General features: G+C 65.1%; 21 protein-coding genes. 12 read left to right on the top strand and 9 right to left on the bottom strand.

Annotated features, from left to right (window positions below; translation table 11 throughout):
• Positions 1-5: 5 nt before the first annotated feature.
• Together GT748_RS06350 and GT748_RS06345 are read right to left on the bottom strand one after the other, a co-directional pair.
• Positions 6-623 carry an HD domain-containing protein gene (locus GT748_RS06350; RefSeq protein WP_021660260.1) on the bottom strand — a complete coding sequence of 206 codons (618 nt, stop codon included), beginning with the start codon at positions 621-623 and terminating at the stop codon, positions 6-8.
• The gene (locus GT748_RS06345) at positions 620-1,165 is read right to left on the bottom strand and encodes a DUF1836 domain-containing protein (RefSeq protein ID WP_021660261.1); all 546 of its coding nucleotides are present in this window, start codon (positions 1,163-1,165) and stop codon (positions 620-622) included. The genes GT748_RS06350 and GT748_RS06345 overlap by 4 nt, the downstream gene beginning before the upstream one ends.
• 144 nt (positions 1,166-1,309) lie before the next feature.
• Here GT748_RS06345 and trhA point away from each other — a divergent pair, with 144 nt between their 5' ends.
• The 4 genes from trhA (at position 1,310) to GT748_RS06325 (ending at position 5,272) form a co-directional block, all read left to right on the top strand.
• Entirely contained in the window at positions 1,310-1,963 is a 654-nt protein-coding gene (gene trhA / locus GT748_RS06340; RefSeq protein WP_021660262.1) for a PAQR family membrane homeostasis protein TrhA, read from the top strand.
• 225 nt (positions 1,964-2,188) lie between these two features.
• Complete coding sequence (locus tag GT748_RS06335) at positions 2,189-3,016, top strand: undecaprenyl-diphosphate phosphatase (RefSeq protein ID WP_021660264.1); 828 nt, start codon at positions 2,189-2,191, stop codon at positions 3,014-3,016.
• A 123-nt stretch (positions 3,017-3,139) separates the two neighbouring features.
• Positions 3,140-3,832 carry an L-2-amino-thiazoline-4-carboxylic acid hydrolase gene (locus GT748_RS06330; RefSeq protein WP_021660265.1) on the top strand — a complete coding sequence of 231 codons (693 nt, stop codon included), beginning with the start codon at positions 3,140-3,142 and terminating at the stop codon, positions 3,830-3,832.
• A gap of 102 nt (positions 3,833-3,934) precedes the next feature.
• Complete coding sequence (locus GT748_RS06325; RefSeq protein ID WP_021660266.1) at positions 3,935-5,272, top strand: amidohydrolase family protein; 1,338 nt, start codon at positions 3,935-3,937, stop codon at positions 5,270-5,272.
• Between the two features lie 66 nt (positions 5,273-5,338).
• On the opposite strand, the gene GT748_RS06320 is transcribed toward GT748_RS06325, so the two are convergent.
• The 3 genes from GT748_RS06320 to secA form a co-directional block, all read right to left on the bottom strand.
• Positions 5,339-5,602, bottom strand: coding sequence for a metal-sensing transcriptional repressor (locus GT748_RS06320; RefSeq protein ID WP_021660267.1), 264 nt, complete (start codon positions 5,600-5,602; stop codon positions 5,339-5,341).
• Positions 5,603-5,606: 4 nt separating this feature from the next.
• Positions 5,607-8,213: a heavy metal translocating P-type ATPase gene (locus tag GT748_RS06315; protein ID WP_021660268.1), complete on the bottom strand. Its 2,607-nt coding sequence runs from the start codon at positions 8,211-8,213 to the stop codon at positions 5,607-5,609.
• Between the two features lie 216 nt (positions 8,214-8,429).
• The gene (gene secA, locus GT748_RS06310) at positions 8,430-11,165 is read right to left on the bottom strand and encodes a preprotein translocase subunit SecA (RefSeq protein ID WP_021660270.1); all 2,736 of its coding nucleotides are present in this window, start codon (positions 11,163-11,165) and stop codon (positions 8,430-8,432) included.
• Between the two features lie 1,182 nt (positions 11,166-12,347).
• Between secA and GT748_RS06305 the strand changes: the two genes are divergently transcribed.
• The 7 genes from GT748_RS06305 (at position 12,348) to GT748_RS06275 (ending at position 19,209) form a co-directional block, all read left to right on the top strand.
• A complete protein-coding gene (locus GT748_RS06305) occupies positions 12,348-13,040 on the top strand; it encodes an iron-sulfur cluster assembly scaffold protein (protein ID WP_021660272.1) in 693 nt (230 codons plus the stop codon).
• 30 nt (positions 13,041-13,070) lie between these two features.
• Positions 13,071-14,069, top strand: coding sequence for a GGGtGRT protein (locus GT748_RS06300; protein WP_044992972.1), 999 nt, complete (start codon positions 13,071-13,073; stop codon positions 14,067-14,069).
• Between the two features lie 527 nt (positions 14,070-14,596).
• Positions 14,597-15,439, top strand: a complete 843-nt coding sequence (gene thiM / locus GT748_RS06295; protein ID WP_044992973.1) for a hydroxyethylthiazole kinase — start codon at positions 14,597-14,599, stop codon at positions 15,437-15,439.
• Positions 15,414-16,064, top strand: coding sequence for a thiamine phosphate synthase (gene thiE / locus GT748_RS06290; RefSeq protein WP_243148131.1), 651 nt, complete (start codon positions 15,414-15,416; stop codon positions 16,062-16,064). Before thiM ends, thiE begins: the two co-directional genes overlap by 26 nt.
• Complete coding sequence (locus GT748_RS06285; protein WP_021660277.1) at positions 16,061-16,702, top strand: HAD family hydrolase; 642 nt, start codon at positions 16,061-16,063, stop codon at positions 16,700-16,702. Before thiE ends, GT748_RS06285 begins: the two co-directional genes overlap by 4 nt.
• Positions 16,703-17,180: 478 nt before the next feature.
• Positions 17,181-18,347 carry a hypothetical protein gene (locus GT748_RS06280; RefSeq protein ID WP_021660278.1) on the top strand — a complete coding sequence of 389 codons (1,167 nt, stop codon included), beginning with the start codon at positions 17,181-17,183 and terminating at the stop codon, positions 18,345-18,347.
• Positions 18,340-19,209, top strand: coding sequence for an ABC transporter substrate-binding protein (locus GT748_RS06275; RefSeq protein WP_161222320.1), 870 nt, complete (start codon positions 18,340-18,342; stop codon positions 19,207-19,209). The genes GT748_RS06280 and GT748_RS06275 overlap by 8 nt, the downstream gene beginning before the upstream one ends.
• Here GT748_RS06275 and GT748_RS06270 read toward each other — a convergent pair.
• Both GT748_RS06270 and GT748_RS06265 read right to left on the bottom strand, forming a co-directional pair.
• The gene (locus tag GT748_RS06270) at positions 19,194-19,862 is read right to left on the bottom strand and encodes a Crp/Fnr family transcriptional regulator (protein ID WP_021660280.1); all 669 of its coding nucleotides are present in this window, start codon (positions 19,860-19,862) and stop codon (positions 19,194-19,196) included. The two genes, GT748_RS06275 and GT748_RS06270, sit on opposite strands and share 16 nt — an antisense overlap.
• 39 nt (positions 19,863-19,901) lie before the next feature.
• Complete coding sequence (locus tag GT748_RS06265; protein ID WP_021660281.1) at positions 19,902-20,339, bottom strand: GNAT family N-acetyltransferase; 438 nt, start codon at positions 20,337-20,339, stop codon at positions 19,902-19,904.
• Positions 20,340-20,468: 129 nt separating this feature from the next.
• Between GT748_RS06265 and GT748_RS06260 the strand changes: the two genes are divergently transcribed.
• On the top strand, positions 20,469-21,650 hold the full coding sequence (locus GT748_RS06260) for an adenosylhomocysteinase (protein ID WP_044992975.1): 1,182 nt from the start codon (positions 20,469-20,471) through the stop codon (positions 21,648-21,650).
• Between the two features lie 61 nt (positions 21,651-21,711).
• On the opposite strand, the gene GT748_RS06255 is transcribed toward GT748_RS06260, so the two are convergent.
• Both GT748_RS06255 and GT748_RS06250 read right to left on the bottom strand, forming a co-directional pair.
• The gene (locus GT748_RS06255) at positions 21,712-23,235 is read right to left on the bottom strand and encodes a phosphoglucomutase/phosphomannomutase alpha/beta/alpha domain II (protein ID WP_021660283.1); all 1,524 of its coding nucleotides are present in this window, start codon (positions 23,233-23,235) and stop codon (positions 21,712-21,714) included.
• Between the two features lie 156 nt (positions 23,236-23,391).
• Positions 23,392-25,761, bottom strand: a complete 2,370-nt coding sequence (locus tag GT748_RS06250) for a YfhO family protein (RefSeq protein WP_243148165.1) — start codon at positions 25,759-25,761, stop codon at positions 23,392-23,394.
• Positions 25,762-25,871 lie beyond the last annotated feature (110 nt).

Below are 25,871 nucleotides of genomic sequence, written 5' to 3'. Positions count from 1 at the left end.
CAAAATCAGCGCTCGTACACCGGGCGGACGATGCCGGGGTCCAGGGCCTTTTCGGCCTCGATCTTCGCCACCGTCTCCTCCCGCACCAGTTCCCGCAGGGCCGTGAGGGCGGGGAAGGGGGCGCACTCCTTGTCGGCGTAGTGCAGATTGAGCTGGTATTCCAGGGGGATCCAGGTGGAGATGTCCGAGAAGTTGTGCTGAATGAGGGCCTCGATTTTGTCCAATCCTTTGTAGAGGCGGCTCTCGGGGGTGCACTGCTGCTCCATCTCCCGGTAGAGTTCCCGCCAGCGCGCCCCCAGGGCGGGGGGCAGGGCGTCCACCATGGCGTCCACGGCGCCGTCCTCCACCGCCCGCTGGCCGTCGGTCTTGAGGAAGGTGGGGATGTCGCCGGTAAAGGCCTCCCCCATGTCGTGGAGGATGCACATCTGCAGCACCCGCTCCATCTCCACCCCGGGGCAGCTGTCCCAGAGCAGCATGCAGAGGAGCCCTAGCTGAAAGCTGTGCTCGGCCACGCTCTCCTGCCGGCCGCTGGTGGTGAAGCAGTGGCGGGTGGCGCACTTGAGCTTCTCCCCCAGGGAGAGGTAGTCCAGGATCTGGCGGGGGGAAATCACTTCGCCGCTCATCTCTCCGCCCCCTTTTCCGGCCCGAAATGGGCCTCGACCAGGGCCTTGGCCATTTTGTCGGCGTACTGCGCCACCCGGGAGAGTCCCAACAGGGCCGCCAGCAGGTCGGTGCTGTCGGAGAGGGCGCTCTCCGGCAGGAACTGGTCAAAGCAGTCCTTCACCGCCTCGTCCAACAGGGGCTTTTGCTCCAAAAACTCGCGGTAGACCCGGGTGAGGGCGTTGTCGTAGCCGGGGGAGACATAGCACTCCTCCATCACCTGGGCGATCTCCCCGATGGAGAGGATCCCCTTCAGGTGGTAGATGAGCAGCATCTGCACGATGTGGTTTTTGGTGTAGCGCTTCCCGTCCAGGGGGCGGATGATGTTTTCCTTGCGGTAGTTGTTGATCATGGTCTTGGTCAGCAGGGGCTCCTCCCCCTGGCGGGAGAAGAGGGTCAGTACCTGGTCCATGTAGAGGTCCAGGTCGGGGAGTTCCTCCAGGGTCAGCTCCCCGGTGTTTGTCAGCTTGCGGTACAGCTCTTCGACGGCGGGCACCAATATCACCTCACAGACTCATTTTGTCACAATTAGTTTACAACAGCAGAGGGCAAAAAGCAATATCTCGACTTGTATCGGCATAGGATACGTGGTATACTAAATACACATAAAGTAGTATTTGAAACTATATTATAAAAAGGAGACCATACAATGCCATCTTTTTTCAGCAGAGCGCGGGACCCGGTGGACAGCTACACCCACTTTATCGGCATTGCCCTGGCCGGACTGGGGTCGATCCTCATCGCCGTGGGGGCGCTGGTCAACCGCACCCCTCTGCGCTACGCCCTGCCGGCGCTGGTGTTCTGTCTCTCCATGTTGGCCCTCTACACCGCCTCCACCGTCTACCACTACTCCAACGGTGACCCGGCGCGGGTGCGGCGGCTGCGCAAGCTCGACCACTCGATGATCTACGTCCTCATTGCCGGCACCTACACCCCCATCTTTTTCCGCTTTCAGCCCTTTGAGCGGGCGGCCCTCTTCATCGGCATCCTCTGGGGGGTGGCCTTGGCAGGGATCGCCGTCAAGCTGGTCTGGATCACCGCCCCCAACTGGGTGTCCGCCCTGGTCTATTTGGTCATGGGCTGGTCCATCCTCTTCGACCTCTCCATCTTTTCTCGGATGGGCGGGGGGATGATCGCCCTGCTGGCCATCGGCGGGGTCTGCTACACGGTGGGGGCGGTGATGTACGCCCTCAAGCGGCCCAACCCCAGCCCCCAATTCGGCCATCACGAGCTCTTTCACATCTTTGTGCTGCTGGGCACCTTTTTCCACTTCATGGCGGTTTTGTTCTACGTGGTCTTTTAGCGATCATAGCCCCCGGCGCGCCTCCGGATTTTCCGGGGGCGCGCCCTTTGCGTCGGCATAACCGCCCGCCCTGCCGCCATAGGGATGGGGGAGGGGAAAATCTGAAGTTTTTCTGATTCTTGCAAAATTGTCACCCGCAGCGGGGCAAAAGGGTGTATACTAAGACTTGCATTGCGCCGGCGGCCAGCCGGCAAAAATACCGACCGAAGAGAGGGATCACCTGCCATGTGGGACATTTTAAAAGCAATCATCTTGGGGATCATCGAGGGACTGACCGAGTGGCTGCCGGTCTCCAGCACCGGCCACATGATACTGGCGGACGAGTTCATCCACATGGACATCACGCCGGCGTTCAAGGAGATGTTCCTGGTGGTCATCCAGCTGGGGGCCATCCTCTCCATCGTGGTGCTGTTCTGGAATAAGCTCTGGCCTTTCTCCTTCAAAAAGGGCCAGCCCCACGTCAAGAAGGACACCTTCCAGCTCTGGTTCAAGGTGTTGGTGGCCAGCATCCCCGCCCTGATCGTGGGCCTGCCCTTCAACGACCAGATCGACGCCCTCTTTTACAACTACATCACCGTCTCCATCACCCTCATCCTCTACGGTGTCCTCTTTATCTGGATGGAAAACCGCAACCGCCGCTACCAGCCCCGGGTGAGGAACCTCGGGCAGCTCACCTACAAGCACGCCTTCATCATGGGCTGTTTTCAGGTGCTGGCGCTGATCCCCGGCACCTCCCGCTCCGGCGCCACCATCCTGGGGGCGGTGTTGGTGGTGGGCTGTGCCCGCCCGGTGGCCGCCGAGTTCTCCTTCTTCATGGCCATCCCCGCCATGGCGGGGGCCAGCCTTCTCAAGCTGGTGAAGTTCGGCTTCTCCTTCACCGGGATGGAGGTGGCCATCCTGGCGGTGGGCTCTCTGGTGGCCTTTGTGGTCTCCATGCTCTCGGTGGGCTTTTTGATGAACTACGTCAAGAAACACGACTTCAAGGTCTTTGGGTGGTACCGCATCGTCCTGGGTGCGGTGGTGCTGGCCTATTTCCTCTTGTTTGCCAAATAGTGCTGAAAAAAGGGCGGGAAACCGCTCTTTTTTTGTCGCCCAAAGGGTGGGGGATGGCCTTGCGAAACCGGCGGCAATCCGCTACACTGGGTTTGTGAGAACAGATGAAAAGGGGAGTTTGCCGTGGAATTTCAAATCGAACATCACGCCGCCCTGTTTGCCTACCTGGCCCGCGAGGCCCTGCAGCGCTGCGGCGCCGCGGGGGAGGAGGCGGTGCGGGAAGGGGTTCGCCAGTACGGCCGCCAGCGCGGCCGGCGGATGGCCCGCCGCGCCCAGCGGGACGGGGAGCCCCCAAACATGACCAGCTACCTGCTCTACGGCGAGTGGGCCGACAGAGAGGGCAAAAACCGGCAGGAGCTGCTGGGCCTTGCCCCCTACGCCACCGCCTGCCTCACCTGTGGCTGGTGCGCCTGCTGGCAGGAGCTGGGGCTGCTGGAATACGGCAAGCTCTACTGCCTCGATGTGGACAAGAGCCTGGTGGAGGGCTTCAACCCCGACCTGGTGCTGGACATCCACAGCACCCTCTCCGCCGGGGCGGAGCGCTGCCACTTTGTCTGGAACGGCGCCTCCTTCGACGGGGAGAGCGCCGCCGCCTTTGCGGCCAAAAAGGCGGCCATGGGGGAGAAGAACCAGCGGGACTTCCTCTACCACACCGCCCACCTGCTGCACGCCATGGGGGAGACCTTCGCCCAGCTGCTGCCGGGCGAGAGCGAAGCCATCTGCCAGGGGGCCCTGGCAGCCTTTGCCAACCGGTATGGCCAGCCGGCGGCCGACGCGGTGAAAGCCGCCACCCAGGCCGATTTCGAGGCCGTTTAGCGGAGAGAGGAAGATCCATTTGTGGCAAGTGCGGCCCGCCCCAAGCGGGGAGGGCCGTCTGTCCGGGCGGGAGACCGCCCGGGGATAAGAAGGAGGAATTTCATGCACTGCGACATCCTGATCACCGGAGCCGACCTGCTGACCCCCGACTACAAGGTTGAGCACGACCGCGCCATCGCCATTGTCGGCCAGCGGATCGCCGAGATCGGCCCCACCGCCGAGATGGCGGCCAAATACCAGCCCGCGCAGCTGGTGTCCGGCGAGGGCAAGCTGGCCATGCCCGGCCTGGTGGACGCCCACACCCACACCTGCCAACAGCTGCTGCGGGCCCGCGCCACCGACGAGTACCCCATGATCTGGACCCGATTCCTGGTCCCCTTTGAGTCAAACCTCACCCCGGACGACGTCTACTGGTCGGCCCAGCTGGCCTGTTTGGAGATGATCAAGTCGGGCACCACCTCCTTTGCCGATTCGGGCGGGGTGCACATGGACCGGGTGGTCCAGGCGGTCCTGGAATCGGGGATGCGGGCGGCCATCGCCCGCTCCACCATGGACCAGGAGGGGGTCATCCCCGACAGCATGAAGGACACCACCCAGAGCGCCATGGAGAAGGCCGAGAAGCTCTTTGCCGGCTACAACGGCGCCGGGGACGACCGGGTGCGCATCTGGTTTGCCATGCGGCAGGTCATGTCCTGCTCGCCCGAACTCATCCGCCAGACCGCGGCCCGGGCCAAGGAGCTGGGCACCGGGGTGCACGCCCACCTCTGCGAGCACAAGGACGAGGTCAGCTTCTGCCTGAAAAACTACCAGAAGCGCCCCGCCGCCTTCCTGGACGAGATGGGGATGGTGGGGGAGAACTTCCTCACCGCCCACAACGTGGTCCTCTCCGAGGGAGACATCACCCTGCTGGTGGAGAAGGGGGTCAAGATCGTCCACTGCCCCCGGGCCAACCTCTCCAATCACGGCTTCCCCAAAACCCCCCGCATCCTCGAGTGCGGCGGCTCGGTGGGGATGGGCAGCGATGGCGCCTGCTCCTCCAGCCTGAGCCTCTTTGACGAGATGAAGGTGATGCGCAACGGCATCATCGCCTACTGGGGCCTGCCCATCTTCGACCCGGTGGTCATCCGGGTCGAGGAGCTGGTGAAGATGGCCACCCAGGGCGGCGCCAACGCCCTGTTACAGAGGGACGACCTGGGCAGCCTGGAGGTGGGCAAGAAGGCCGACGTCATCCTCATCGACATCGAGCAGCCCCACATCCTCCCCACCCACAATCTGGTCAGTACCCTGGTGGAGGCGGTCACCGCCGGCGACGTCAACGACTCCATCATCGACGGCAAACTGGTGATGAAGGACCGCCAGGTCCTCACCCTGGACGAGGAGAAGATCCTCGCTGAGGCAAAGAAGCGGATGGTGGACATCTCCGCCCGGGCGGGGATCTAACCGGCCAAAAGAAGAAAAAAGGCCCAGGGAGAACGCGTTCTCCCTGGGCCCTTTCTCTGCGGGCGATCACTTCGCCAGCTTGTCAAAGAGGGTCATCAGCTCCTCCACCTTTTCCTCGGCGTCGGGGCCGCCCACCGCGCCCTTGACGCAGCTCTGCATGTGGGCGTGGACGATCTCCCGGTTGACCTTCTTGAGGATGGATTCGGTGGCCAGGATCTGGTTGGAGATGTCCAGGCAGTACCGGTCCTCCTCCACCATCTTGAGGATCCCGTCCAACTGTCCGCGGGCGGTTTTCAGCAGCCGGGTGACGGACGCTTTGTCGGCCTTCATCGCCCTAGCGGATTTCGGCGACTTCGTAGCCGGCGTCCTCCACGGCGGCCTTCAGGGCGCTGTCGGGCACCTCTTTGGCCAGCTCGATGAAGGCGGTCTTTTTGTCCAGGTCAACGGTGGCGGTGACCCCGTCGATGGCGTTCAGGGCCTTTTCCACCCGGGCGGAGCAGTGTCCGCAGCTCATTCCCTCTACCAGCATCTCTTTTTTCACGGTGTTTCCTCCTGTCTGTCTCGAGTTTGTGGTCGTTTCAGGGGCTTTATCGTCAGCCGCCGGCTGGACCGGCAGGGCTTTCGCAGCGGGGGCGGCGGGCTGTGCACCGTGCACATCGCCGCGGTATTTGGGCTTAAAGAACCGCAGCCGCAGGGCGTTGGTCACCACGCAGACCGAGGAGAGGCTCATGGCGAAGGCGCCGAACATGGGGTTGAGCTTCCACCCCAGCAGGGGGATGAAGAGCCCCGCCGCCAGGGGGATGCCGATGGAGTTGTAGATCAGCGCCCAGAAGAGGTTCTCCTTGATATTTTTCAGGGTGGCCTTGGAGAGCTGAATGGCCCCCACCACGTCCAGCAGGTCGCTGCGCATCAGCACGATGTCGGCCGATTCAATGGCCACGTCGGTGCCGGCACCGATGGCGACCCCCACGTCGGCCCGGGCCAGGGCGGGGGCGTCGTTGATGCCGTCGCCCACCATGGCGACCTTCCGCCCCTGCTCCTGCAGGGCGCGCACCTGGGCCTCTTTGTCCTGGGGCAGCACCTCGGCGATCACCTGGGAGACCCCCACCTGCCGCCCCATGGCGGCGGCGGTCTTGCGGTTGTCCCCGGTGAGCATCACCACGTCCACCCCCATCTGCCGCAGTTCCGAGACGGCGGCGGCGCTGGTGGGTTTGATGACGTCGGCCACGGCGATGGCCCCCAGCAGCTTCCCTGCTTTGGCAAAGTAGAGGGGGGTCTTGCCGTCTTCGGCCAGGGCCTCGCCGGCCTCGGCCAGGGCGCTGTCGTCCACCCCGGCCTCGGCCATCATCGCCCGGTTGCCCGCCAGGCAGCTCTCCCCCCCCAGGGTGGCCCGCAGCCCCCGGCCGGAGACCGCTTCAAACCGCTCGGCGGGGGTGAGCTCCAACTCCTCCTCGGCGGCCCGCTGCACGATGGCGTCGGCCAGCGGGTGCTCCGAGGGCTTTTCCATCGAGGCGGCCAACTGCAACAGCTCCCTCTCGGAGACGCCGGCGGCGGGGAGGATGTCGGTCACCTGGGGCTTGCCCTCGGTGACGGTGCCGGTCTTGTCGAGCACCACCGTGTCGATGGAGTGGGCCGTCTCCAGCGCCTCGGCCGACTTGATGAGGATGCCGTTTTCCGCCCCTTTGCCGGTGCCCACCATGATGGCGGTGGGGGTGGCCAGCCCCAGGGCGCAGGGGCAGGAGATGACCAGCACGGCGATGCCGATGGACATGGCGTACTCAAAGGTGTGGCCGGTGAGCAGCCAGACAGCGGTGGCCAGCAGAGCGATGCCGATGACCACCGGCACAAAGACCCCACTGACCTTGTCAGCCAGCTTGGAGATGGGGGCCTTGGAGGCGCTGGCCTCCTCCACCAGGTGGATGATCTGGGCCAGGGCGGTGTCGTCGCCCACCTTGGTGGCGCGGAAGGTAAAGGCGCCGGTCTTGTTGACCGAGGCGCCGGTCACCTTGTCGCCGGGGCCCTTCTCCACCGGGATCGACTCGCCGGTGAGGGCGCTCTCGTCCACGGCGGTGGCGCCGGATTCCACCACCCCATCCACCGGGATGGAGGCGCCGGGCTTGACGGCGATCAGGTCGCCGATCTGCACCTCCTCCACCGGGATCTCCCGTTCTTCCCCGTCGCGGATGACCAGGGCGGTCTTGGGGGCCAGGTCCATCAGCTTGGTGATGGCCTGGCTGGTCTTCCCCTTGGAGCGGGCCTCGAGGAACTTGCCCAAGGTGATGAGGGCCAGGATCATCCCCGAAGTCTCAAAGTAGAGGTCCATGGAGTACTGGTGCACCAGGTGCATGTCGCCGTGGCCCAGCCCCCAGCCGATCTTGTAGATGGCGAAGATGCCGTAGACGATGGCTGCCGTCGAGCCGATGGCGATCAGGGAGTCCATGTTGGGAGAGCGGCGAAAGAGGGTCTTGAAGCCATTTGTGAAGTAGTGCTGGTTGACCCAGACGATGGGCAGGGAGAGCAGCAGCTGGGTAAAGGCAAAGGTGATGGCGTTTTCGTTGCCCAAAAAGAGGCCCGGCAGGGGCCAGCCCATCATGTGGCCCATGGAGAGGTAGAAGAGGGGGATCATAAAGGCAAAGGAGACGATGAGCCGGCGCTTCATGGCGCGCATCTCCTCCTGCGCCCGGTCCACCGCCGACTTGCCGGCGGCGGCCTTGGCGGAGCGGCCGTTGCCCGCGACGGGGAACGCGCCGTAACCGGCGTCGGCCACTGCCTTGGAGATGGTGTCGGGGCCGATCTGTCTCTCGTCGTACTCCACCACCATACTGTTGGCCAGCAGGTTGACCGCCACTGCGGAGACCCCCTTCACCTTGGCGACGCTCTTTTCCACATGGGCCGAACAGGCCGAGCAGGTCATGCCGGTGACATCGAATTTCTGTTTCATGGCAGCCTTCCTTTCTATGGTACCCCACCCCCGGGGGGGTGTCAATTTCCAAATCCAGCATACACCTTCACCGGACAAATGTCAACCGATTTGGTGTAGTTTTGTTCTGCCTTTTTCCTCTAAGAGGTTCGGCTGTTTGGGGCCCCGCTATGCGGGCGCGGGCGCAAAAAAGCGGGCCCGCCCGAAGGGGCGGACCCGTTTTGTCAGTGTGTGGGGCTAGTTTTCAAACCGGCCGCAGCACTTTTTGTACTTTTTGCCGCTGCCGCAGGGGCAGGGGTCGTTGCGGCCGACCTTCTTCTTGCGCACCGGCTCCTTGGCGGCCGAGCCGTCGCCGGACTGGTTGGTGGCGGGCTTCATCACCGCCTCGCGCTTGGGCTCCTCCTGGGTCTTGATCTGCACGGTGAGGAGCATCTTGACGGTGTCCTCCTTGATGGATTCGACCATGGCGTCGAACATGTCGAAGCCCTCGATCTTGTACTCCACCACCGGGTCTTTCTGGGCGTAGGAGCGCAGGTAGATGCCCTTTTTCAGCTCGTCCATGGCGTCGATGTGGTCCATCCACTTGGTGTCCACCACCCGCAGCAGGACCACCCGCTCCAGCTCCCGCATGATGGGGGAGCCGTACTTCTCTTCCTTCTCGAAGTAGATGTTCTTGGCCTTCTCGATGAGCTGGGCGGCGATGTCGTCGGGGGTCAGGCCCGCCAGCTCCTCGGGGGTGTAGTCCAGGTCGTCCTCCCCGGTAATCCAGCCCAGGTAGTGGTCTTTGAGGCCCTTGAGGTTCCAGTCGGCCGGGTCGCTGTCGGCGGCTAGGTAGGTGGAGACCACGTCCTTGATCCCCTCCTCGAGCATGGTGAGGACGTACTGCTTGAGGTCCTCGCCGTTGAGGACCTTGTCCCGCTGGGCGTAGATGATCTCGCGCTGTTTGTTCATCACGTCGTCGTACTGGAGGACGTTTTTGCGGATGCCGAAGTTGCGCCCCTCCACCTTGCGCTGGGCGCTCTCGATGGCGTTGGTCAGCATTTTGGTCTCGATGGGCTGGTCCTCCTCGAGGCCGAGGGAGTTCATCAGCGCCTGGACCCGCTCGCCGCCGAAGAGGCGCATCAGGTCGTCTTCCAGCGACATGTAGAAGATGGTCTCGCCCGGGTCGCCCTGGCGTCCGGCGCGGCCCCGTAGCTGGTTGTCGATGCGGCGGGACTCGTGGCGCTCGGTGCCGATGATGAAGAGCCCGCCCGCGGCCTTGACCTCTTCGGCCTCGGCGGCGATTTGCTCTTTGTACTTCTGCTCCAGCTCGGCAAAGGTCTTGCGGCACTCGATGATCTCTTCGTCGTCGGTGTCGGAATAGCCGGTGGCCTCTACCAGCAGCTCCTCATAATAGCCCTTTTTGCGCATCTCGTCCTTGGCCATCATCTCGGCGTTGCCGCCGAGGATGATGTCAGTGCCGCGGCCGGCCATGTTGGTGGCGATGGTGACGGCGCCCTTCTTGCCGGCCTGGGCCACGATCTGGGCCTCTTTTTCGTGGTATTTGGCGTTGAGGACCTGGTGGGGGACCCCCCGGTGTTTGAGCATTTTGCTGAGCAGCTCCGACTTTTCGATGGAGATGGTGCCCACCAGCACCGGCTGGCCCTTGGCGTGGCTCTCCACCACCTGGTCGATGACGGCGTTGAATTTGGCCTGCTCGGTCTTGTAGACCTGGTCGTCGTGGTCCTTGCGGACGTTGGGCTTGTTGGTGGGGATCTCGATGACGTCCAGCTTGTAGATCTCGTTGAACTCGTTTTGCTCGGTCATGGCGGTACCGGTCATGCCCGAGAGCTTTTGGTAGAGGCGGAAGAAGTTCTGGAAGGTGATGGTGGCCAGGGTCTTGGACTCCCGCATCACCTTGACGCCCTCTTTGGCCTCGATGGCCTGGTGCAGCCCCTCGTTGAAACGGCGGCCGATCATCAGGCGGCCGGTGAACTCGTCGACGATGATGACCTCGCCGTCCTTGACCACGTAGTCCACATCCCGCACCATGATGCCGTGGGCGCGGATGGCCTGGTTGATGTGGTGGGCGATGGTCATGTTGTCGGCGTCGTTGAGGTTTGTAAGGCCAAAATAGGCCTCGGCCTTTTTGATGCCGGCCTTGGTGAGGGTGGCGGTCTTGGCCTTCTCGTCGACGATGTAGTCGCCCTCCAGCTCGTCGTTGTCCTCTTTGGCATTGAGCTCGGTCACCTTGGTGACCTTGAGGGTGCGGGCGAACTTGTCGGCGGTCTGGTAGAGGTCGGTGGACTTGTCGCCCTGACCGGAGATGATGAGGGGGGTGCGGGCCTCGTCGATGAGGATGGAGTCCACCTCGTCGACGATGGCGAAGTTGAAGCCCCGCTGCACCTTGTTCTCCTTGTAGATGACCATGTTGTCGCGCAGGTAGTCAAACCCCAGCTCGTTGTTGGTGCCGTAGGTGATGTCGCAGTTGTAGGCGCGGCGCCGGGCCTCGTTGTCCATCCCGTTGACGATCAGCCCCACCGAGAGCCCGAGGAAGCGGTAGATCTTGCCCATCCACTCACTGTCGCGCTTGGCCAGGTAGTCGTTGACGGTGACGATGTGCACCCCCTTGCCCGAGAGGGCGTTGAGGTAGGCGGGGAGAGTGGCCACCAGGGTCTTGCCCTCACCGGTCTTCATCTCGGCGATGCGGCCCTGGTGAAGGACGATGCCGCCCACCACCTGCACCGGGAAGTGGCGCATCCCCAGCACCCGGTCGCCCGCCTCGCGGCAGGCGGCGAAGGCGTCGGGGAGGATGTCGTCCAAAGTGGCGCCGCCCGCCAACTTCTCCCGCAGGGAGACGGTGGTCTGGCGCAGTTCTTCGTCGGTCTTTTTCCTGTACTCGTCCTCCAGCGCGTAGACCTGCTGCGCGATGGGGTCAATGCGCTTGAGCTCTTTTTTGCTGTAAGAGCCAAACAGCAAATCCTTTAATCCCATTTCATCACCTCAAAAGATACAGCCCTGGTGTGGCGGGCCGCTTTGCAATTCGACGTTAGACAATAAACCAACCTATATTATAAGGGGCCGCGCCGGCAAAGTCAACGCAGGGGGCAGAACTTCCCCCTCCCGGACGGGGGAAGTTCTGCCCTCTCCCAGGTTTGTCCATGATTTCTGTTGCGGACAGCCGGGTCGCGCGACAAAATAGGGCGCTCCACTGGGGGGCAGGGGAGGACGTCGTGGCCGGACGGGGGAAGGGGGCTGGCGGCCTGGCGGCCCAGGATGACGGCAAGGGCAAACGGCTTGGCGTGGGACGACAGCCACGCCGATTTTGCGGCAGGGCGGGAAAGGGAAGCAGGTTTTGCACGGACCGCCGGAGAGCGGGACGGGGCACTGGAGCCCCCCTTTGTCGCTCGCGGCAGCCGTCTCTCCTTTGGGAGACGGACTGCCGAGGGAATAGGACCCGCCTCTTTTTCGGCGGCAGTGCAGATTTTGTTGGCGACATCCCGCTCCTCACCCTCAGCGTGCAGATCGATATGTCTTTTACTTGCCGAGTGCGGCTGCATGGGTCGGCGCACGGCGGGAGGACAGACCCTTTCGATTTGCAGGGTGTTGCTCGCGCCGGGTGTCGTTGGGGGAATGCGCGGATAGGGGCGTCACCATCCCCCAGCCGGGTGTCGCTGTCGGCGGCAGTGGGGATAGTGGGGCGGGCCGCCGCAGACGATATGGCGGACGATACTGCGGCGTATGGCCCCCCTGCCACGCTGTGGGGGAACAGACAGCATCTGGTCGGCCCGGCAGTTGGGGGGATGCGTGGATAGGGGGCGTCGCCATCTTCCAGCCGGGCGTCGCCGTCGACGGCAGTGGGGATAAGCAGGGTAGCCGCCGCAGATGATATGGCGGGTGCCATGTTGCCGCACAGAACCCCTACTGCGCCATGGGGGAGAGTGGATGGCGCAGCGGTTGGCCGGGCACGGCGGCCGGCTTTTTTGGCGGGGTCGGCCTGCGGGGCAACGCTGCGTCGGGACCGCGGCAGTGGGATGGGGCCATCCGTTGTGAATTTTTTGACACGCCCTTGCGAAACCGGGACAGGCATACTATAATGTATTATAGATTGGACTGCGCGCAGGGCGCAGCTCCATCTGCGGTTTCTGTCCCCAAAAAACCGAAAGGAGTTTTGATATGAACTATTCTCATGAAGTCGAGAAAATGTGCGTTGTGGCCAAGGGCCCGCACCACGGTCCCGCTCCCATTCCCGAGGAGGGCAAATGGGTAAAGGCCTACCAGATCCCCGACATCTCCGGCCTGACCCACGGCGTGGGCTGGTGCGCCCCCCAGCAGGGCACCTGCAAGCTGACCCTCAACGTGAAAGAGGGGGTCATCCAGGAGGCTCTGGTGGAGACCATCGGCTGCTCGGGCATGACCCACTCCGCCGCCATGGCCGCGGAGATCCTGCCCGGCAAGACCATCCTCGAGGCGCTCAACACCGACCTGGTGTGCGACGCCATCAACGTGGCCATGAGAGAGCTGTTCCTGCAGATCGTCTACGGCCGCACCCAGACCGCCTTCTCGGAGGACGGGCTGCCGGTGGGCGCCGGGCTGGAAGACCTGGGCAAGGGCCTGCGCAGCCAGGTGGGCACCATGTACTCCACCGCCGCCAAGGGTGTTCGCTACCTGGAGATGGCTGAGGGCTACGTCCTCTCCACCGCCCTGGACGAAAATGACGAGGTCATCGGCTACAAGTTCTGCCGCCTGGGCAAGATGATGGAAGATATTCGCCGTGGAGCAGACCCCAAAGAGGCTTTTGAGAAGAACGTCGGCACCTACGGGCGCTACGACGGCGCGGCCAAGTACATCGATCCCCGCGAAGAGTAAGGGAATACGGACAGAAGGAGGTTTGCGAATATGGCACAATTTGAAGGTAAAGAGAGAAGAATGGCGAAGATCGACGCCTGCCTGGCCGAGTACGGCTTCAAGACCCTGGAGGAGGCCGACGAGCTCTGCAAGAGCAAGGGCATCGACGTGGGCGAGATCGTGAAGGGCGTACAGCCCATCGCCTTTGACAACGCCGTGTGGGCCTACACCCTGGGCACCGCCATCGCCATCAAGAAGGGCATCAAAAAGGCCGCTGAGGCCGCCGAGGCCATCGGCATCGGCCTGCAGGCGTTCTGCATCCCCGGCTCGGTCGCCGAGCAGCGGGATGTGGGCCAGGGCCACGGCAACCTGGGCGCCATGCTGTTGAGAGAGGAGACCGACTGCTTCTGCTTCCTGGCTGGGCACGAGTCCTTCGCTGCGGCCGAGGGCGCCATCGGCATTGCCCGCACCGCCAACAAGGCCCGCAAGAAACCCCTGCGGGTCATCCTCAACGGGCTGGGCAAAGACGCCGCCTACATCATCTCCCGCATCAACGGCTTCACCTATGTGGAGACCGAGTACGACTTCAAGACCGGCGAGCTGAAGGTCGTGCGGGAGATCCCCTACTCCGAGGGCGAGCGGGCTGCCGTTCGCGTCTACGGCGCCAACGACGTGCTCGAGGGCGTTGCCATCATGAAGTCGGAGAAGGTCGACGTCTCCATCACCGGCAACTCCACCAACCCCGCCCGCTTCCAGCACCTGGTGGCCGGCACCTACAAGAAGTGGGCCATCGAGAACGGCAAGAAGTACTTCTCCGTCGCCTCCGGCGGCGGCACCGGCCGCACCCTGCACCCGGACAACGTGGCTGCCGGCCCGGCCTCTTACGGCCTGACCGACTCCCTGGGCCGGATGCACGGCGACGCCCAGTTCGCCGGTTCCTCCTCTGTGCCGGCGCATGTGGAGATGATGGGCCTGATCGGCATGGGCAACAACCCCATGGTCGGCGCCACCGTCGCCTGCGCGGTTGCCGTGGAAGAGCACAACAACTAAGCGAGAGAGTTCATATCATCAAAAAGGGCCCCCGGCTGGTAAAAGCCGGGGGCCCTTTTGCGCACCGCGCGGGGTTGCAATCGCCCCAGGGCTGTGATAGACTTTGGAGAGAAAAAGAGAATACGTCCGGGAGTCCGCAAACGGGCTGAGAGGACACTGGCGAAAAGAGAGCGGTCGCCGCGCGCTGTCCGGCTTTCAAAAGAGTTTTTTGAAAGCCGGTGGGCATCCGCTGGCGACTATTCGTCTCACAGGAGCAGAGGCCAAAGTGAGAAGCAGAGGATGGTTGTTACCGTACCATTTGTAGGTTTTGCCCAACGGGCAAAATTGAAAACTTTTGTTTTCAAAAACAAATGGGGACACGATGGCGACTACCCGTCGCCATCGTGTCGACCGGTTTCAACCTGATTTGGATCATGCCAACGTAGGGAAAAGAGCGCCGCCTCAACGGGGGGGGGCGCAGGGGTGCATTCAGTCGGGTGCATCCTCTTTTTTTGTACCCAAAATTGTGCGGAGAGGGAGCGATCTTTTTGCTGGGACAGTATTTAAACGCCCTGCGGGAGCAGGGGCCGCTCATCCACTGCATCACCAATACCGTCACCATGAACGACTGCGCCAACGCCCTGTTGGCGGTGGGAGGCAGCCCCATCATGGCCGACGACCCCGACGAGGTGGCGGAGATCGCCGCCCTGGCCGGGGGGGTGGTGCTCAACATCGGCACCCTGCGCCGGCAGAACTTAAACGCCTTTTATGGGGCGGGGCGGGAGGCGGTCCGCCGGGGCATCCCGGTGGTTTTGGACCCGGTGGGGGCGGGGGCATCCCGCCTGCGCACCGAGACGGCCCGCGGCCTCTGGAAGGAGCTGCCGCTGGCGGCCATTCGCTGCAACCTGTCGGAACTGCGGGCCCTGCTGGGCGAGGGCGGCGGGGCCCGGGGGGTGGACGCGGCGCCGGAGGACCTGGCCGCCAGCGCCTCCCTGCGGGAGCGGGCGGCCCAAATCGGGGCCCTGGCCCGCCGCGCGCAGACGATGGTGGCGGTCACCGGCGAGGTGGACTTTGTGAGCGACGGGGTGCGGACCTTTGCCATCCGCGGCGGCCACCCCCTGATGGCCCGGGTCACCGGCACCGGCTGCATGCTCACCGCCGTCACCGGCGCCTTTCTGGCGGCCTCGCCCCAGCAGCCGCTGGAGGCTGCGGCGGCCGCCGTCTGTGCCATGGGGCTGTGCGGCGCCCGGGCGCACCGGCGGCTGCTGGAGAAGACGGGACGGGAGGGCACCGGCAGCTACCGGGTGCTGCTCATGGACGAATTGGCCTGCCTGACCGGCGGGGAACTGGACGGAGGAGAGGACATTGAAATTTTCGAGAGAGCAGATTAGAAGCGCCATGCGGCTGTACGCCGTGACCGACCGGGCTTGGCTGCGGGGGCGCACCCTGGGACAGATGGTGGAGGACTGCCTCAAGGGCGGCGCCACCTTTGTGCAGTTGCGGGAGAAGGAGGCCGGCGACCGGGAGTTTTTGCAGGTGGCAAGAGAGGTCAAGGCCGTGACCGACCGCTACGGGGTGCCGCTGGTGATCGACGACAACCTGACCATCGCCCAGGCGGTGGACGCCGACGGGGTGCACATCGGCCAGACCGACCTGCCCTGTGACCTGGCGCGCAAGATCCTGGGCCCGGACAAGATCATCGGGGTCTCGACCAAGACCATCGCCCAGGCCCGCGAGGCCGAAGCGCAGGGGGCCGACTACCTGGGCACCGGCGCGGCCTTCTTCACCACCACCAAGCAGATCGACGGCACCATGTCCATGGAGGAGATGAAGGCCCTCTGCGAGAGTGTCTCCATCCCGGTGGTGGCCATCGGCGGCATCCACCCGGAAAACCTTCTGGAATTAGGGGCAAGCAGGGTGGACGGCGCGGCGGTGGTCTCGGCCATCTTCGCCCAGGACGACGTGCTGGCCGCCACCAGAGAGCTCGACGAGCTGACCCGCCGTCTGTGGAAATGACGCCCAAGGCCGCGGCCTTTGACCTGGACGGAACCCTGCTCTGGACCATGGACGTGTGGTCGGGGGTGGGGGAGCGCTACCTGGTGGAGCAGGGGGTCCCGGTGCCGGGGGACCTGAACGAGCGGCTGACAGCCATGAGTCTCGAGCAGTCGGCCGCCTGGTTTGCCCAGGAGCTGGGGGTGCCCTATCCCCCGGAGGAAATTTTGCGTCAGATCGACGGGATCGTCGCCCGCCGCTACCGGACGGCGGTGCGCGAGCGGGGCCGCGCGGTGATCCTGCCGGGGGCGGAGGCATACCTGCAGTCTCTGGCTGCGGCGGGGGTGCCCTGCTGCCTGGCCACCGCGGTGGAGCGGGAAACCGCCGAAGCGGTGCTGGACGAGTTGGGCCTGCGCGGCTACTTTGCCTTTGTGCACAGCTGCACCGAGGCCGGCTGCAACAAGGAGACCCCGGATTTCTATGCGTCGGCGGCCGCCCGCCTGGGCGCGGCGCCGGAGGAGACCTGGGTCTTTGAGGATGCCCCCCACGCCCTGGCCGCCGCCAGGGCCGCGGGCTGCCGCACGGTGGCGGTGACCGGCGGCGAGGGGACGGTCTGTGTCGCCGACCGGACGATTGCGGACTACCGGGAACTGCTGCTGTAACTGTCAATAAAGAGGACACCGCCTGTGCGGTGTGAAGCGCGCTGTCTTCAACAGGGGAGGGGGCGCGCTTTTTGACGTGTGCGACTGCCGGCCAAGCCCCTGGTCGCGGCCAAAAACGGGCGGGGTGCTGCCATACCGCTGTACCTTGGCCCCGTCTCCCCGCAAAAGACAGCCCCGTGGAAGGGCGGTGCGCGGGGGAAAAGACGGGCGAGGGTGGACAGAGGCAGACAGGGAAAGACAGGGGAGGACGGCAACCGGGGGGCGGCGGAAAAGCTCTTTTTGGCCGGCCCCCCGCGCAAGGGGAGGCAGGGGGGGGGGCTCTGTCGGAGGGAGAGAGCTTCTTCCTCCTGCCGGGCCTGGGGCGGGCGGTATCCCCTCTACTCCGTCGCGGGGATGGCCGGAATGGGCCCTTTGGTTGACGGTGGGGGGCAAACCCGGTAGAATAAAAGAAAATAAAGACGAAAAGGAAGCCGCCGACATGAGCAAACTCAACCGCTTTGAATCCCTCCACCTCTACATCCAGTCCATCTCCCTCTACCGGGAGACCGCCGAGAGCCCGGCCCTGCGGGAGCTGGAGCGCCTCTGCTCCCTCTTCGGGGGGGACTTTGACCAGGTCTGCCGGGCCTGGTGCGGCTTCTACCGCGCCCTCTGCGAGGGGGACGGCCAGGGCTCGCTGCCCGACTACCTCTTCGACCGGGCGCTGCGGGACGAAAACCCCTTCTCCGCCCTCTGCGCCAGAGAGGGCTTTTTGGCCACCCCGTCCCACCTGCGGCAGGCGGCCAAGAACGATTTGAGCATGCTCTGCGCCCTCTCCAAGGCCTCCGCCAAGGAGCTGAAGGTGCTCCTCTTCTCGGCCTACGGCGACAGGGAGCGGGTCATCGACGTGCTGCCCGAGTGGACCGAGGGGCACAAGAAATACCGGGCCGAGGGCGACTGGGGGGACGAGCTGGTCCGCCTGGCCGAGCACTACCGGGAAAACGGCTGCGGCTTTGCGGCCCAGTGCCCGGTGTTTTGCTACACCGAGGAGGGGGAGCTGGTGCCCCAGCCCCAGTCGGGCCCCAGCCGCCGGGAGACCCTGGCCGGGTTGGACGGGTGCTATGAAAAGGGGCAGGCCATCTTCTCCCTGGCGCCCCAGGGGGCGATGCCCCGGCTGCTCATCACCGGGGAGGAGGGCGCGGGCAAGACCACCCTGGCCAAGACCTGCTGGTTTGAGTGCGCCCAGGGCACCCGGCTGGTCTGGTGCCGGGGGGAGGACGTGGAGGCCCTCTTTGCGGCGCTGGGGGAGATGCCCGCCCGGTTTTTGGTGCTCTGTGACGACATCACCGACGCCCAGCTGCGCGCCATCGCCCACTACTTTACCCAGGTGGGGGCGCTGCCGGAGAACGTCTCGCTGGCGGCCACGGCGGTGAGTGCCGAGGGGCTGGCCGATGCGGGCATCGTCTTTGAGCGGGTGCTCCCCCTGCAGAAATTGACCCAGTTGGAGTATTTGGAGCTGCTCTACAAGCTGGCCCCCCTGCGGGGGCTGGAGATGCCCCGGGACGAACTCAAGCGCCGGGCGCTGGAGTGGGAGCTCAAGCAGACGGCCTTCACCCCCCAGTCCGCCCAGCGGCTGCTGGGCACCCTGCTGGTGGAGGCGGATGGCTAGGCGGCGAGGGCTGGCCCTGCTGCTGGCGGCCGCCCTGCTGCTGGCCGGTTGCGGCAAAAAGGGGTTCCCGGCGACGGTGCAGGGGGTGACGATCTCCGGCGCGCCGAAGCGGGTGGCGGTGCTCTCGGAGCACCGGGCGGAGGCGGCCGTGGGGATGGGCTACGGCGGGCAGATCGCCGGGGTCTGCGACGGCAGCCGGCTGCCCGGGCTGGAGGACGCCCAGCCGGTGGGGACCGCCCTCCTCCCCGACGGGGCGGCCATTGCCGAGCTGAAGGCCGACCTGGTGCTGAGCACCCAGCCCCTGCCCGAGGGGACCGTGGACTGCCCGGTGGTGGTTCTTGCCGCCCCCACCACTCTGGAAGGGCTGTCCGGCTTTTACCGGGACATCGCCGCCTGCTTTGCCGGCGAACGGGCGGAGGAAGGTCGCCTCTTCGCCGCGGACGCGGAGAGCTGGGTGGCGGCCCTGGATGAAAAAATCGGCGATGCGGACCGCCCCAGCTTTGCGGTGCTCTGCGACCCGCGGGGCTACCTGGCGGGGACGGGGACGCTGGAAGCTGACCTCTTCGGACGGCTGCTGGGGGAGAACACCGCCGCGGCCGCGGAAGGGTATGCCACCCTGGAGGGGATGGCCGAGCCGGAGGTGCTCTTTTGCACCGACGCCCTGACACTGGAGGAGCTGCAGCGGCTGCCGGGCTTTGCCGAGATGGCCTGCGTGCAGGAGGGGCGGGTGGTCTTTTTGCAGATGGCCCCCTTTGAGCGGTGCAGTTCAGCTCTGTTTTTGCAGCTGATCCCCGCCGTCACCGCCCAGTACCCCCAGGTGTTTGGCGGGTGGGATGGGGGGCAGGGTCAAGCGTACTCGTAACCGCCCCCCTCGATGGGGGCAAAGAGGGCGGTGTCCAGCAGGAGGATGCGCCCCCGCTCCCGGCGGAGGGCGCCCGCCTCTTCCAGCTGGCGCAGACAGCGCTGCAGATGGCGGTAGCTGGCCCCCAGCAGGGCGGTGGCCGCCGATAGGTTGACCTGCACCAACAGGCTGCCCTGCTGGCGGGCCTCATACCCCAGATAGGCGCAGACCCGGGCCTTGAGGGGGTAGGAGAGGTTGATGGCGGTGTTCCCCCCGTTGCGGCGGACCATCTGCGCCAGGTCCTGGCCGATGGCGCGGTAGAAGCGGGCGTCCCCCTCGACCGCGCGGAGGACCGCCTCCCGCGGCGCGCCCAGGCAGAGAGAGGGGGCGAGGGCCTGCACGCTGGAGAAATAGGTGTCGCAGAGGAGGATCTCGGCGTCCCCGATCCACCGGGGCCGGGTGTAGTACCCCTGCAGGAGGAGGGCGCCGCTCTCCAGCGGGGTGTAGACCTGGGCGCGGCCCTTCACGAAGTAGTAGAAGGTGGAAAACGGCGCCCCCTTCTGGCAGAGATGGGCCCCCTTGGGAAAGGGGCAGAGGGTGAAGAGGGGGCGCAGGTCGGCGGAAAAATAGCGATTCAGTCCGCACTCGTCGTAGAGCTGGGCGGCGGTGGACACGGGCAGGTCCCCTTTCTGAAAAATCGGTTTGCGGCAGGGCTAGAGCCGCCGAATAAAAGCAGTCTTCTCTCCGCTGTCAAAGCCCGCCTCGCGGTAGAAGGAGAGAGTGCCCTCGTCCCTGGCGCCGCTCATCAACATGATTTTGTAGCAGCCCGCCCGGCGGGCGATCTCTTCTGCCCGGCGCAGGCAGGCTGTGGCGCAGTCTCGCCGGCGGTGGGCGGGGTGGGTGACCACGTTTTCCACCAGGGCAAAGGGCCGGGCGCCCCGGGTCAGGTTGGGGAGGAGGTAGCAGGTGCAGGAGGCGAGGATACACCCCTCCTCCTCGACTGCGATCAGGTGGCAGCCGGGGTCGTCCAACAGCTGCCGCCAGGCGGCGCGCAGCCCTTCCCCCTCCGGGGGGAGAGCGGTCTCGTGCAGGTGGAGATAGAGGTGCAACAGCGAATCCAAATCGCCGACGGCAGCTTCTCGCAGGGTCACGGCAGATCGCCCCTTTCTGTGCCCCCATTATACCTCCAAGGAGGAAAAAGAGAAAGTGTGACCTTTGTCCTAACGGCCCGGCGGGGGAGGGAGTATGATGGAGAGAGAAATGCGAAGGAGGACGAAGAGATGCTGCGATCCAAAATCGACGACCGGGCCCTGGCGCCCCAGGGGGAGGCGGAAGTCGCCTGGCGGCGGGCCAAGATGCCGGTGCTCCGCCAGTTCGGCGAGCGCTACGGGCGGGAGAAGCCCTTTGCGGGGCGCTCCCTCCTCATCTGCATGCACTGTGAGCCCAAGGCCGCGGTGCGCACCGAGGTGCTGCTGCGGGGCGGGGCCGAGCGGATCGTCTTTGTGGGGAACCTGGGTTCCACCAAACCGGGGACGGCAGCCTACCTGGCTGGTCTGCCGGGGGTGACGGTGCTTGCCGGCCGGGGCGACCGGCTGGAGGACCTGCGGCAAAACCTCCGCGCAGCCCTGGCCGAGGGGCCCTATGACCTGTTGATGGACAACGGCGCGGGCATCCTGCAGCAGTTTGCGCGGGAGGCCCCCGCTTGGCGGCCCCTGGGGGGGATCGAGGAGACCCGCTCGGGGCGGCTGATTTTGGAGCGGGAGGGGATCGCCCCCGACTTCCCCCTGCTGGTGATCGACGACTCGCCGGTGAAGCGACTCATCGAAAACGAGGCCGGGGTCGGCCAGTCGGTGGTGGACGGGATCCTGCGGGCCACCTCGATGCTGCTGGGGGGCAAGCCGGTGCTGGTGGTGGGCTACGGCTACTGCGGCGCGGGGATCACCCAGCGGCTGCGGGCCCTGGGGGCCCAGACCATGGTCTGGGACACCGACCCGGTGCGGCTGCTCAAGGCCCGGGTGGAGGGGCATCGCACCGGCGCGCTGGAGGAGCTGCTGCCCCGGGCGGAACTGGTGGTCACCGTCACCGGCCGCTTTGACGTGCTGGGACCCCGCCACCTGCCCCTGCTGCGGGACGGGGCGATCCTCTGCAACGCCGGCCACTACAACATGGAAATCGACGTGGAGGGATTGCGGGCCACTGCCCGGGAGGTCCGGCGGCTGCCCGGCGAGATCGAGGAGTTTCGCTTTGCCGACAGGAGCGCCTACCTGCTGCAGAGCGCCAACCCCATCAACCTGGCGGCGGGGGCCGGCAACCCCCTGGAGGTGATGGACCTGGGGTACGCCCTGCAGCTGTTGAGCCTGGAGGAGATTTTGGCCGGTCGGGCCCGGCCGGGCATCCAGCCCCTGCCCCCCTCGGTGGACCGGGAGGCCTGCCGCCTCTGCCTGGAGAGCTGGCCCCAGTAGGACAATGAAAAAAAGAGAGAGCCACCGCCCGGTTGGCGGCCGCTCTCTCTTTTTTTGCGCGTCAGAGGCCCAGATAGGTTTTCAGGGGCTGAATGTCCAGTTGGTCGTAGCGCTGGATGAAGCCGTAGACCTTCTCGGCGATTTTTTTGGCCCCGCCGCAGTCGTCGCTCTCGATGTTCAGGGGCAGGATGGGGTCGTGCAGGGACATCCGCAGCAAGAACCAGCCCCGCTCCCCCTCGTCGAAGAAGCTGACCCGGATGCCCTCGTGGTTCTGGGGGGCCTTCTCCCAGCCGGGCTGGGCGTCGACATAACTTTCCAGGTCGGCCAACACCTGCTTGCCGTAGGCGGCAAAGTCGGGCACCTTGATTTTGAAGCGGAGCTCGACCGCCTCGGCCGGTTCCTGCAGATCGGCCAGCAGGGTGTCGATGGTCTTGCCCACCTGCCGCAGGGTGGCGGCCTTGATGAGGATCTTGGCGCAGAGGTAGGCGCCGTCGTCCAGGTAGTAGTTTTCCTTGAGGGCGCCGTGGCCCGAAGTCTCGATGGCCAGGGGGGAGGGGACCCCCTCCTTCGCCAGGCGGATGGACTCGTTGATGACGTTTTTGTAGCCCCGCTTGAAACGGTGGTGCACCCCGCCCAGCTCCTCGATAAAGGCGCCCAGGTGGCTGGAGGTGACCGAATCGGTGACGATGGTGCCGCCGGGGCAGTCCTCCAGCACGATGCAGGAGAGCAGGGCGATGAGTCGGTTGCGGTTGATCTCCTTGCCGTTTCGGTCCACCGCGCCGGCCCGGTCCACGTCGGTGTCGAAGATGAGACCCAGGTCGCAGCCCCCCTCCTTCACCGCCTCGATGATGGAGCGCATGGCGGCCGGGTCCTCGGGGTTGGGCACGTGGTTGGGGAAGCGGCCGTCCGGGTCGAGGTAGCGGGAGGCGGAGACATCGGCCCCCAGGGGGCAGAGCACCTTCTGGGCGAAGAAGCCGCCCGCGCCGTTGCCCGCGTCCACCGCGATCTTAAAGCCCTGCAGGGGCTGGTTGTAGTGGTCGGGGTCGTCGATCCCCTCGCGGATCTTCTTCACCAGGTGCAGGGCGTAGTCGGAGATCAGGTCGGCCTGGCGCACAGGGGCGCTCTGCCCGCTGGGCAGTTCGCCCAGGGCCAGCTCGGTCAGGGCCTCGATGTCCTCGTGTTCCAGTCCGCCCTCTCTGGTGAAGAATTTGAGCCCGTTGCGGTTGTAGGGCAGGTGGCTGGCGGTAATCATGATGGCCCCGTCGTACCCGTGGCCGGGCAGGACGGTGGACATGAACATGGCCGGGGTCGAGGCCATCTGGCAGTCGACCACCGATACCCCGGCGTCCTGCAGCCCTTCGGCGGCGGCCGCCAGCAGGGCCGGGCCGGAGAGGCGGGAGTCCCGTCCCACCGAGACGGTGAGTTGGGGCAGGGGCTTGCCGGTCTTCTGGGACAGCCAGAGGGCGAAGGCGGCCGCCAGCTCCCGGGCGGCCTGCTCGGTGAGGTTCACCGGCTCGCCGGCGACCCCCTCCAACGCAACGCCGCGGATGTCGCTTCCATTTTGCAGTGCTCTGTAATCGCCCATCTGTCAGGCCTCCTCATATCGCATCGCGAATTTGTCTGTGTCCATTGGCGGGGGAATAGATTCCCTCCCATTTTGTACCTTTCATCATAGCCGGTTTGCCCGGTCTTTTCAATTGCCCTTTCCGCCAAAAAAAGGGGCTATTTTTTGAAGCGCCCTTCAGCGCGCCCGCCGGATGCGGCGGGCGGGGGGGCCGGGGCGGCGGGCCGAGCGCAGGCAGAGGGGGAGGTAGAGCAGGTAGATGCCCGCAAAGCCCACAAAGGCCCATTTCCCCACCGTGAGGCCGGGCGGGTCGTAGGAAAAGACGATCTCGCACTCCCCTGCCGGGACCCGCACCGCCATGAAACCGGCGTTGGCCCGGTAGATTTTTACCGGTTTGCCGTTGGCGGTGGCGGTGAACCCCTTGTCGTAGGGAACGCTGTAAAAGACCAGGGATTCCCGCGCCAGGTCGGTGCGGGAGAGAAAGCCGGTCCGGGTCTCCTCAAAGGCGTAGGCGGACTGGGCGCGCAGGGCGTCGCAGTCGGCTTTCAGGTTGTAGCTTTCCAACTCGGCGTCCAGCATGTCCGGCGCGGGGGAGAGCAGGTCCTGGTTCTCGTTGATTCCCTCCTCGTCCAGCAGGACGGCCTGGAGCATGGCCCGGGAGCGGATGGACTGGGCCAGGGCGTCGCACTGGGACTGGGTCATGTACTGGGAGTAGGCAAAGCCCATGGGCAGGTAATTTTGGTTCTGGTACACCTCAAAGTCGCCCCGCCGCCCCAGCGAGAGGTAGCCCGGCAGCTGCCCGATGGGGGCGGACTGGGCAAAGCTCTGGTCGTCGTAGAGGTATTTGACCGAGAGGAGGTTTCGCAGGGCGTACTGCTCGATGGGCGGGTTGGAGTGGACGTCCCGGGTGACGCCCAGGTACTCGTAAAACTCGATGAGAGAGACCGGCACCACCGTGTGAAAGCACTGGATGGTGTTGGTCTGCCAGAACATCCCCAAATTGTCCATGGCGCTGTAGTAGTCGCTGCGGTAAAAGCCGCTGTCGTCCTGCTGGACGATGCCCGCTCCGCCGGCGAGGGCGGTGTTTCGCATGTAGTCGCTGCCGTAGGAGTACTTGCGCCCCCAGCTGAGATAGACCAGGGAGTAGGCCACGCTCACCGCGCAGAGGCAGGCCAGGGTGGTGCGGAAGAAGAGGGGGTGCTCCCGCCGGCGGCGCAGGAGCAGGCAGAAAAGGGCCAGGCAGGCCGCCGAAAAGGCGATCCAGACCCAGAAGCGAAGAGTGTCCGCCTCGGCCCCGAGGACGATCTTGCCCGACTTCTTGGCCGGCACCAGGCCGATGAGGGCAAAGCAGCCGATGGCCACCCCGGTGGCGATCGCGGGCTTGCGAAAGGAGACCCCCGGCAGTTCCAGCGCCTTGACCGAGCCCAGGCACATCAGGAGGATGGGCATGTAAAACCAGCGGGCGTAGTAGGAGTTGTTGAAGGCGTAAAAGGCGCTGTTGAGGATGGGGACGGCCGCCATCACGGCGCAGACGACGAGGGCCCGCTTGACAAAGCTCTTTTTGACGGTGCGAAAATAGGCGATGAGGGCGGTGAGGGAAAAGAGGGGCAGCCAGGCCGACATGGAGGACCACTTGGCCCACTCCTGGGGGAAGAAGTTGGGCCGGGAGGGGACTTCCGGCATGAAGAAGAGGGAGGAGAGCAGCCCGCCGTAGCGCTGGGTCTCGCCGTAAAACAGCAGGTTCTGGCCGAAGAGGAAGTTGTCCACCCGCGGGTTGCCGAGGACGGCGAGGATGCCCGGCAAAAAGAGGACCAGCCCCCCCATGCAGCCGAGAACGGTCTCAAAGGCGAGGCCGAAGAAGACCCGGGGGGTGACGCGGAATTCCCGGCAGGGCAGGCGGCAGAGGAAGTAGAGGAGCAAAAAGAACGCCTGCCCCACAAAGAAGAAGTAGTTGAGCATCATGTTCAGGGCCACGGCGATGGCGAAGCCGCCCTTTTTGCCGTCGACCACATACCGCTCCAGCCCGATGAGGAGGAGGGGGAAGATGGCCACCACGTCCACAAAGTGGTTGAAGAAGATGTTGTAGACGGTGAAGCCGGAGAAGGCGTAGAGGATGGCCCCCAGCATGGCGTAGTCCCGGTTTTGTACAAACCGGCGCAGGTAAACGTAGGTGGTGAGACCGCAGACCCCGAATTTGAGGCAGAACATGGGGGCCATCAGGTAGGGCACCCAGCTGGTGGGGAAGGGGAGCATCAGCCAGAAGAAGGGGCTGCCCAGCATGTAAAAGCTGTATGAGCCGATGAAATTGACCCCCAAGTCGGTGCCCAGGTCCCAGAACCAGCGGCCGCTGCGCACCAACTGGTGGACGTGCTGGTAAAAGGGGATCTCCTGCACGTTGTAGTCGCCAAAGTAGAGGAAGACCCCTCCGTCGGCCACCACAAAGGGCAGCAAAAAAAGGGCCGCCATCAGGCAGCAGAGAAAAAAGACCGCCGCGGTGCGCTCTTTCTGGCCGGCGGCATTGCCGGCGAGGGGGGAGGTTGGCTGCATGCTCACTTCCTGCTTTCTCTCTTTCATGGTATAATGGCCGCAAAACGGCTGTGCGTGCGGGGGACCGGGCAGGTGCAAATGTCGTCTGCTCCCTGCCCTGCGGCCGGATA

The organism is Bittarella massiliensis (ex Durand et al. 2017) (assembly GCF_009876955.1).
GTDB classification, from domain to species: Bacteria; Bacillota; Clostridia; order Oscillospirales; family Ruminococcaceae; genus Bittarella; species Bittarella massiliensis.
Note: the sequence above shows the minus strand (reverse complement) of the source record. Positions and strands in the feature narration are given on the sequence as shown.

Coding starts and splice junctions, on each gene's coding strand:
- GT748_RS06315 (WP_021660268.1), bottom strand. CDS start 8,213: ATGAAACAGAAATTCGATGTCACCGGCATGACCTGCTCGGCCTGTTCG.
- GT748_RS06285 (WP_021660277.1), top strand. CDS start 16,061: ATGACGCCCAAGGCCGCGGCCTTTGACCTGGACGGAACCCTGCTCTGG.
- GT748_RS06260 (WP_044992975.1), top strand. CDS start 20,469: ATGCTGCGATCCAAAATCGACGACCGGGCCCTGGCGCCCCAGGGGGAG.
- GT748_RS06335 (WP_021660264.1), top strand. CDS start 2,189: ATGTGGGACATTTTAAAAGCAATCATCTTGGGGATCATCGAGGGACTG.
- GT748_RS06325 (WP_021660266.1), top strand. CDS start 3,935: ATGCACTGCGACATCCTGATCACCGGAGCCGACCTGCTGACCCCCGAC.
- GT748_RS06300 (WP_044992972.1), top strand. CDS start 13,071: ATGGCACAATTTGAAGGTAAAGAGAGAAGAATGGCGAAGATCGACGCC.
- trhA (WP_021660262.1), top strand. CDS start 1,310: ATGCCATCTTTTTTCAGCAGAGCGCGGGACCCGGTGGACAGCTACACC.
- secA (WP_021660270.1), bottom strand. CDS start 11,165: ATGGGATTAAAGGATTTGCTGTTTGGCTCTTACAGCAAAAAAGAGCTC.
- GT748_RS06255 (WP_021660283.1), bottom strand. CDS start 23,235: ATGGGCGATTACAGAGCACTGCAAAATGGAAGCGACATCCGCGGCGTT.
- GT748_RS06280 (WP_021660278.1), top strand. CDS start 17,181: ATGAGCAAACTCAACCGCTTTGAATCCCTCCACCTCTACATCCAGTCC.
- GT748_RS06275 (WP_161222320.1), top strand. CDS start 18,340: ATGGCTAGGCGGCGAGGGCTGGCCCTGCTGCTGGCGGCCGCCCTGCTG.
- GT748_RS06320 (WP_021660267.1), bottom strand. CDS start 5,602: ATGAAGGCCGACAAAGCGTCCGTCACCCGGCTGCTGAAAACCGCCCGC.
- GT748_RS06250 (WP_243148165.1), bottom strand. CDS start 25,761: ATGCAGCCAACCTCCCCCCTCGCCGGCAATGCCGCCGGCCAGAAAGAG.
- GT748_RS06350 (WP_021660260.1), bottom strand. CDS start 623: ATGAGCGGCGAAGTGATTTCCCCCCGCCAGATCCTGGACTACCTCTCC.
- GT748_RS06305 (WP_021660272.1), top strand. CDS start 12,348: ATGAACTATTCTCATGAAGTCGAGAAAATGTGCGTTGTGGCCAAGGGC.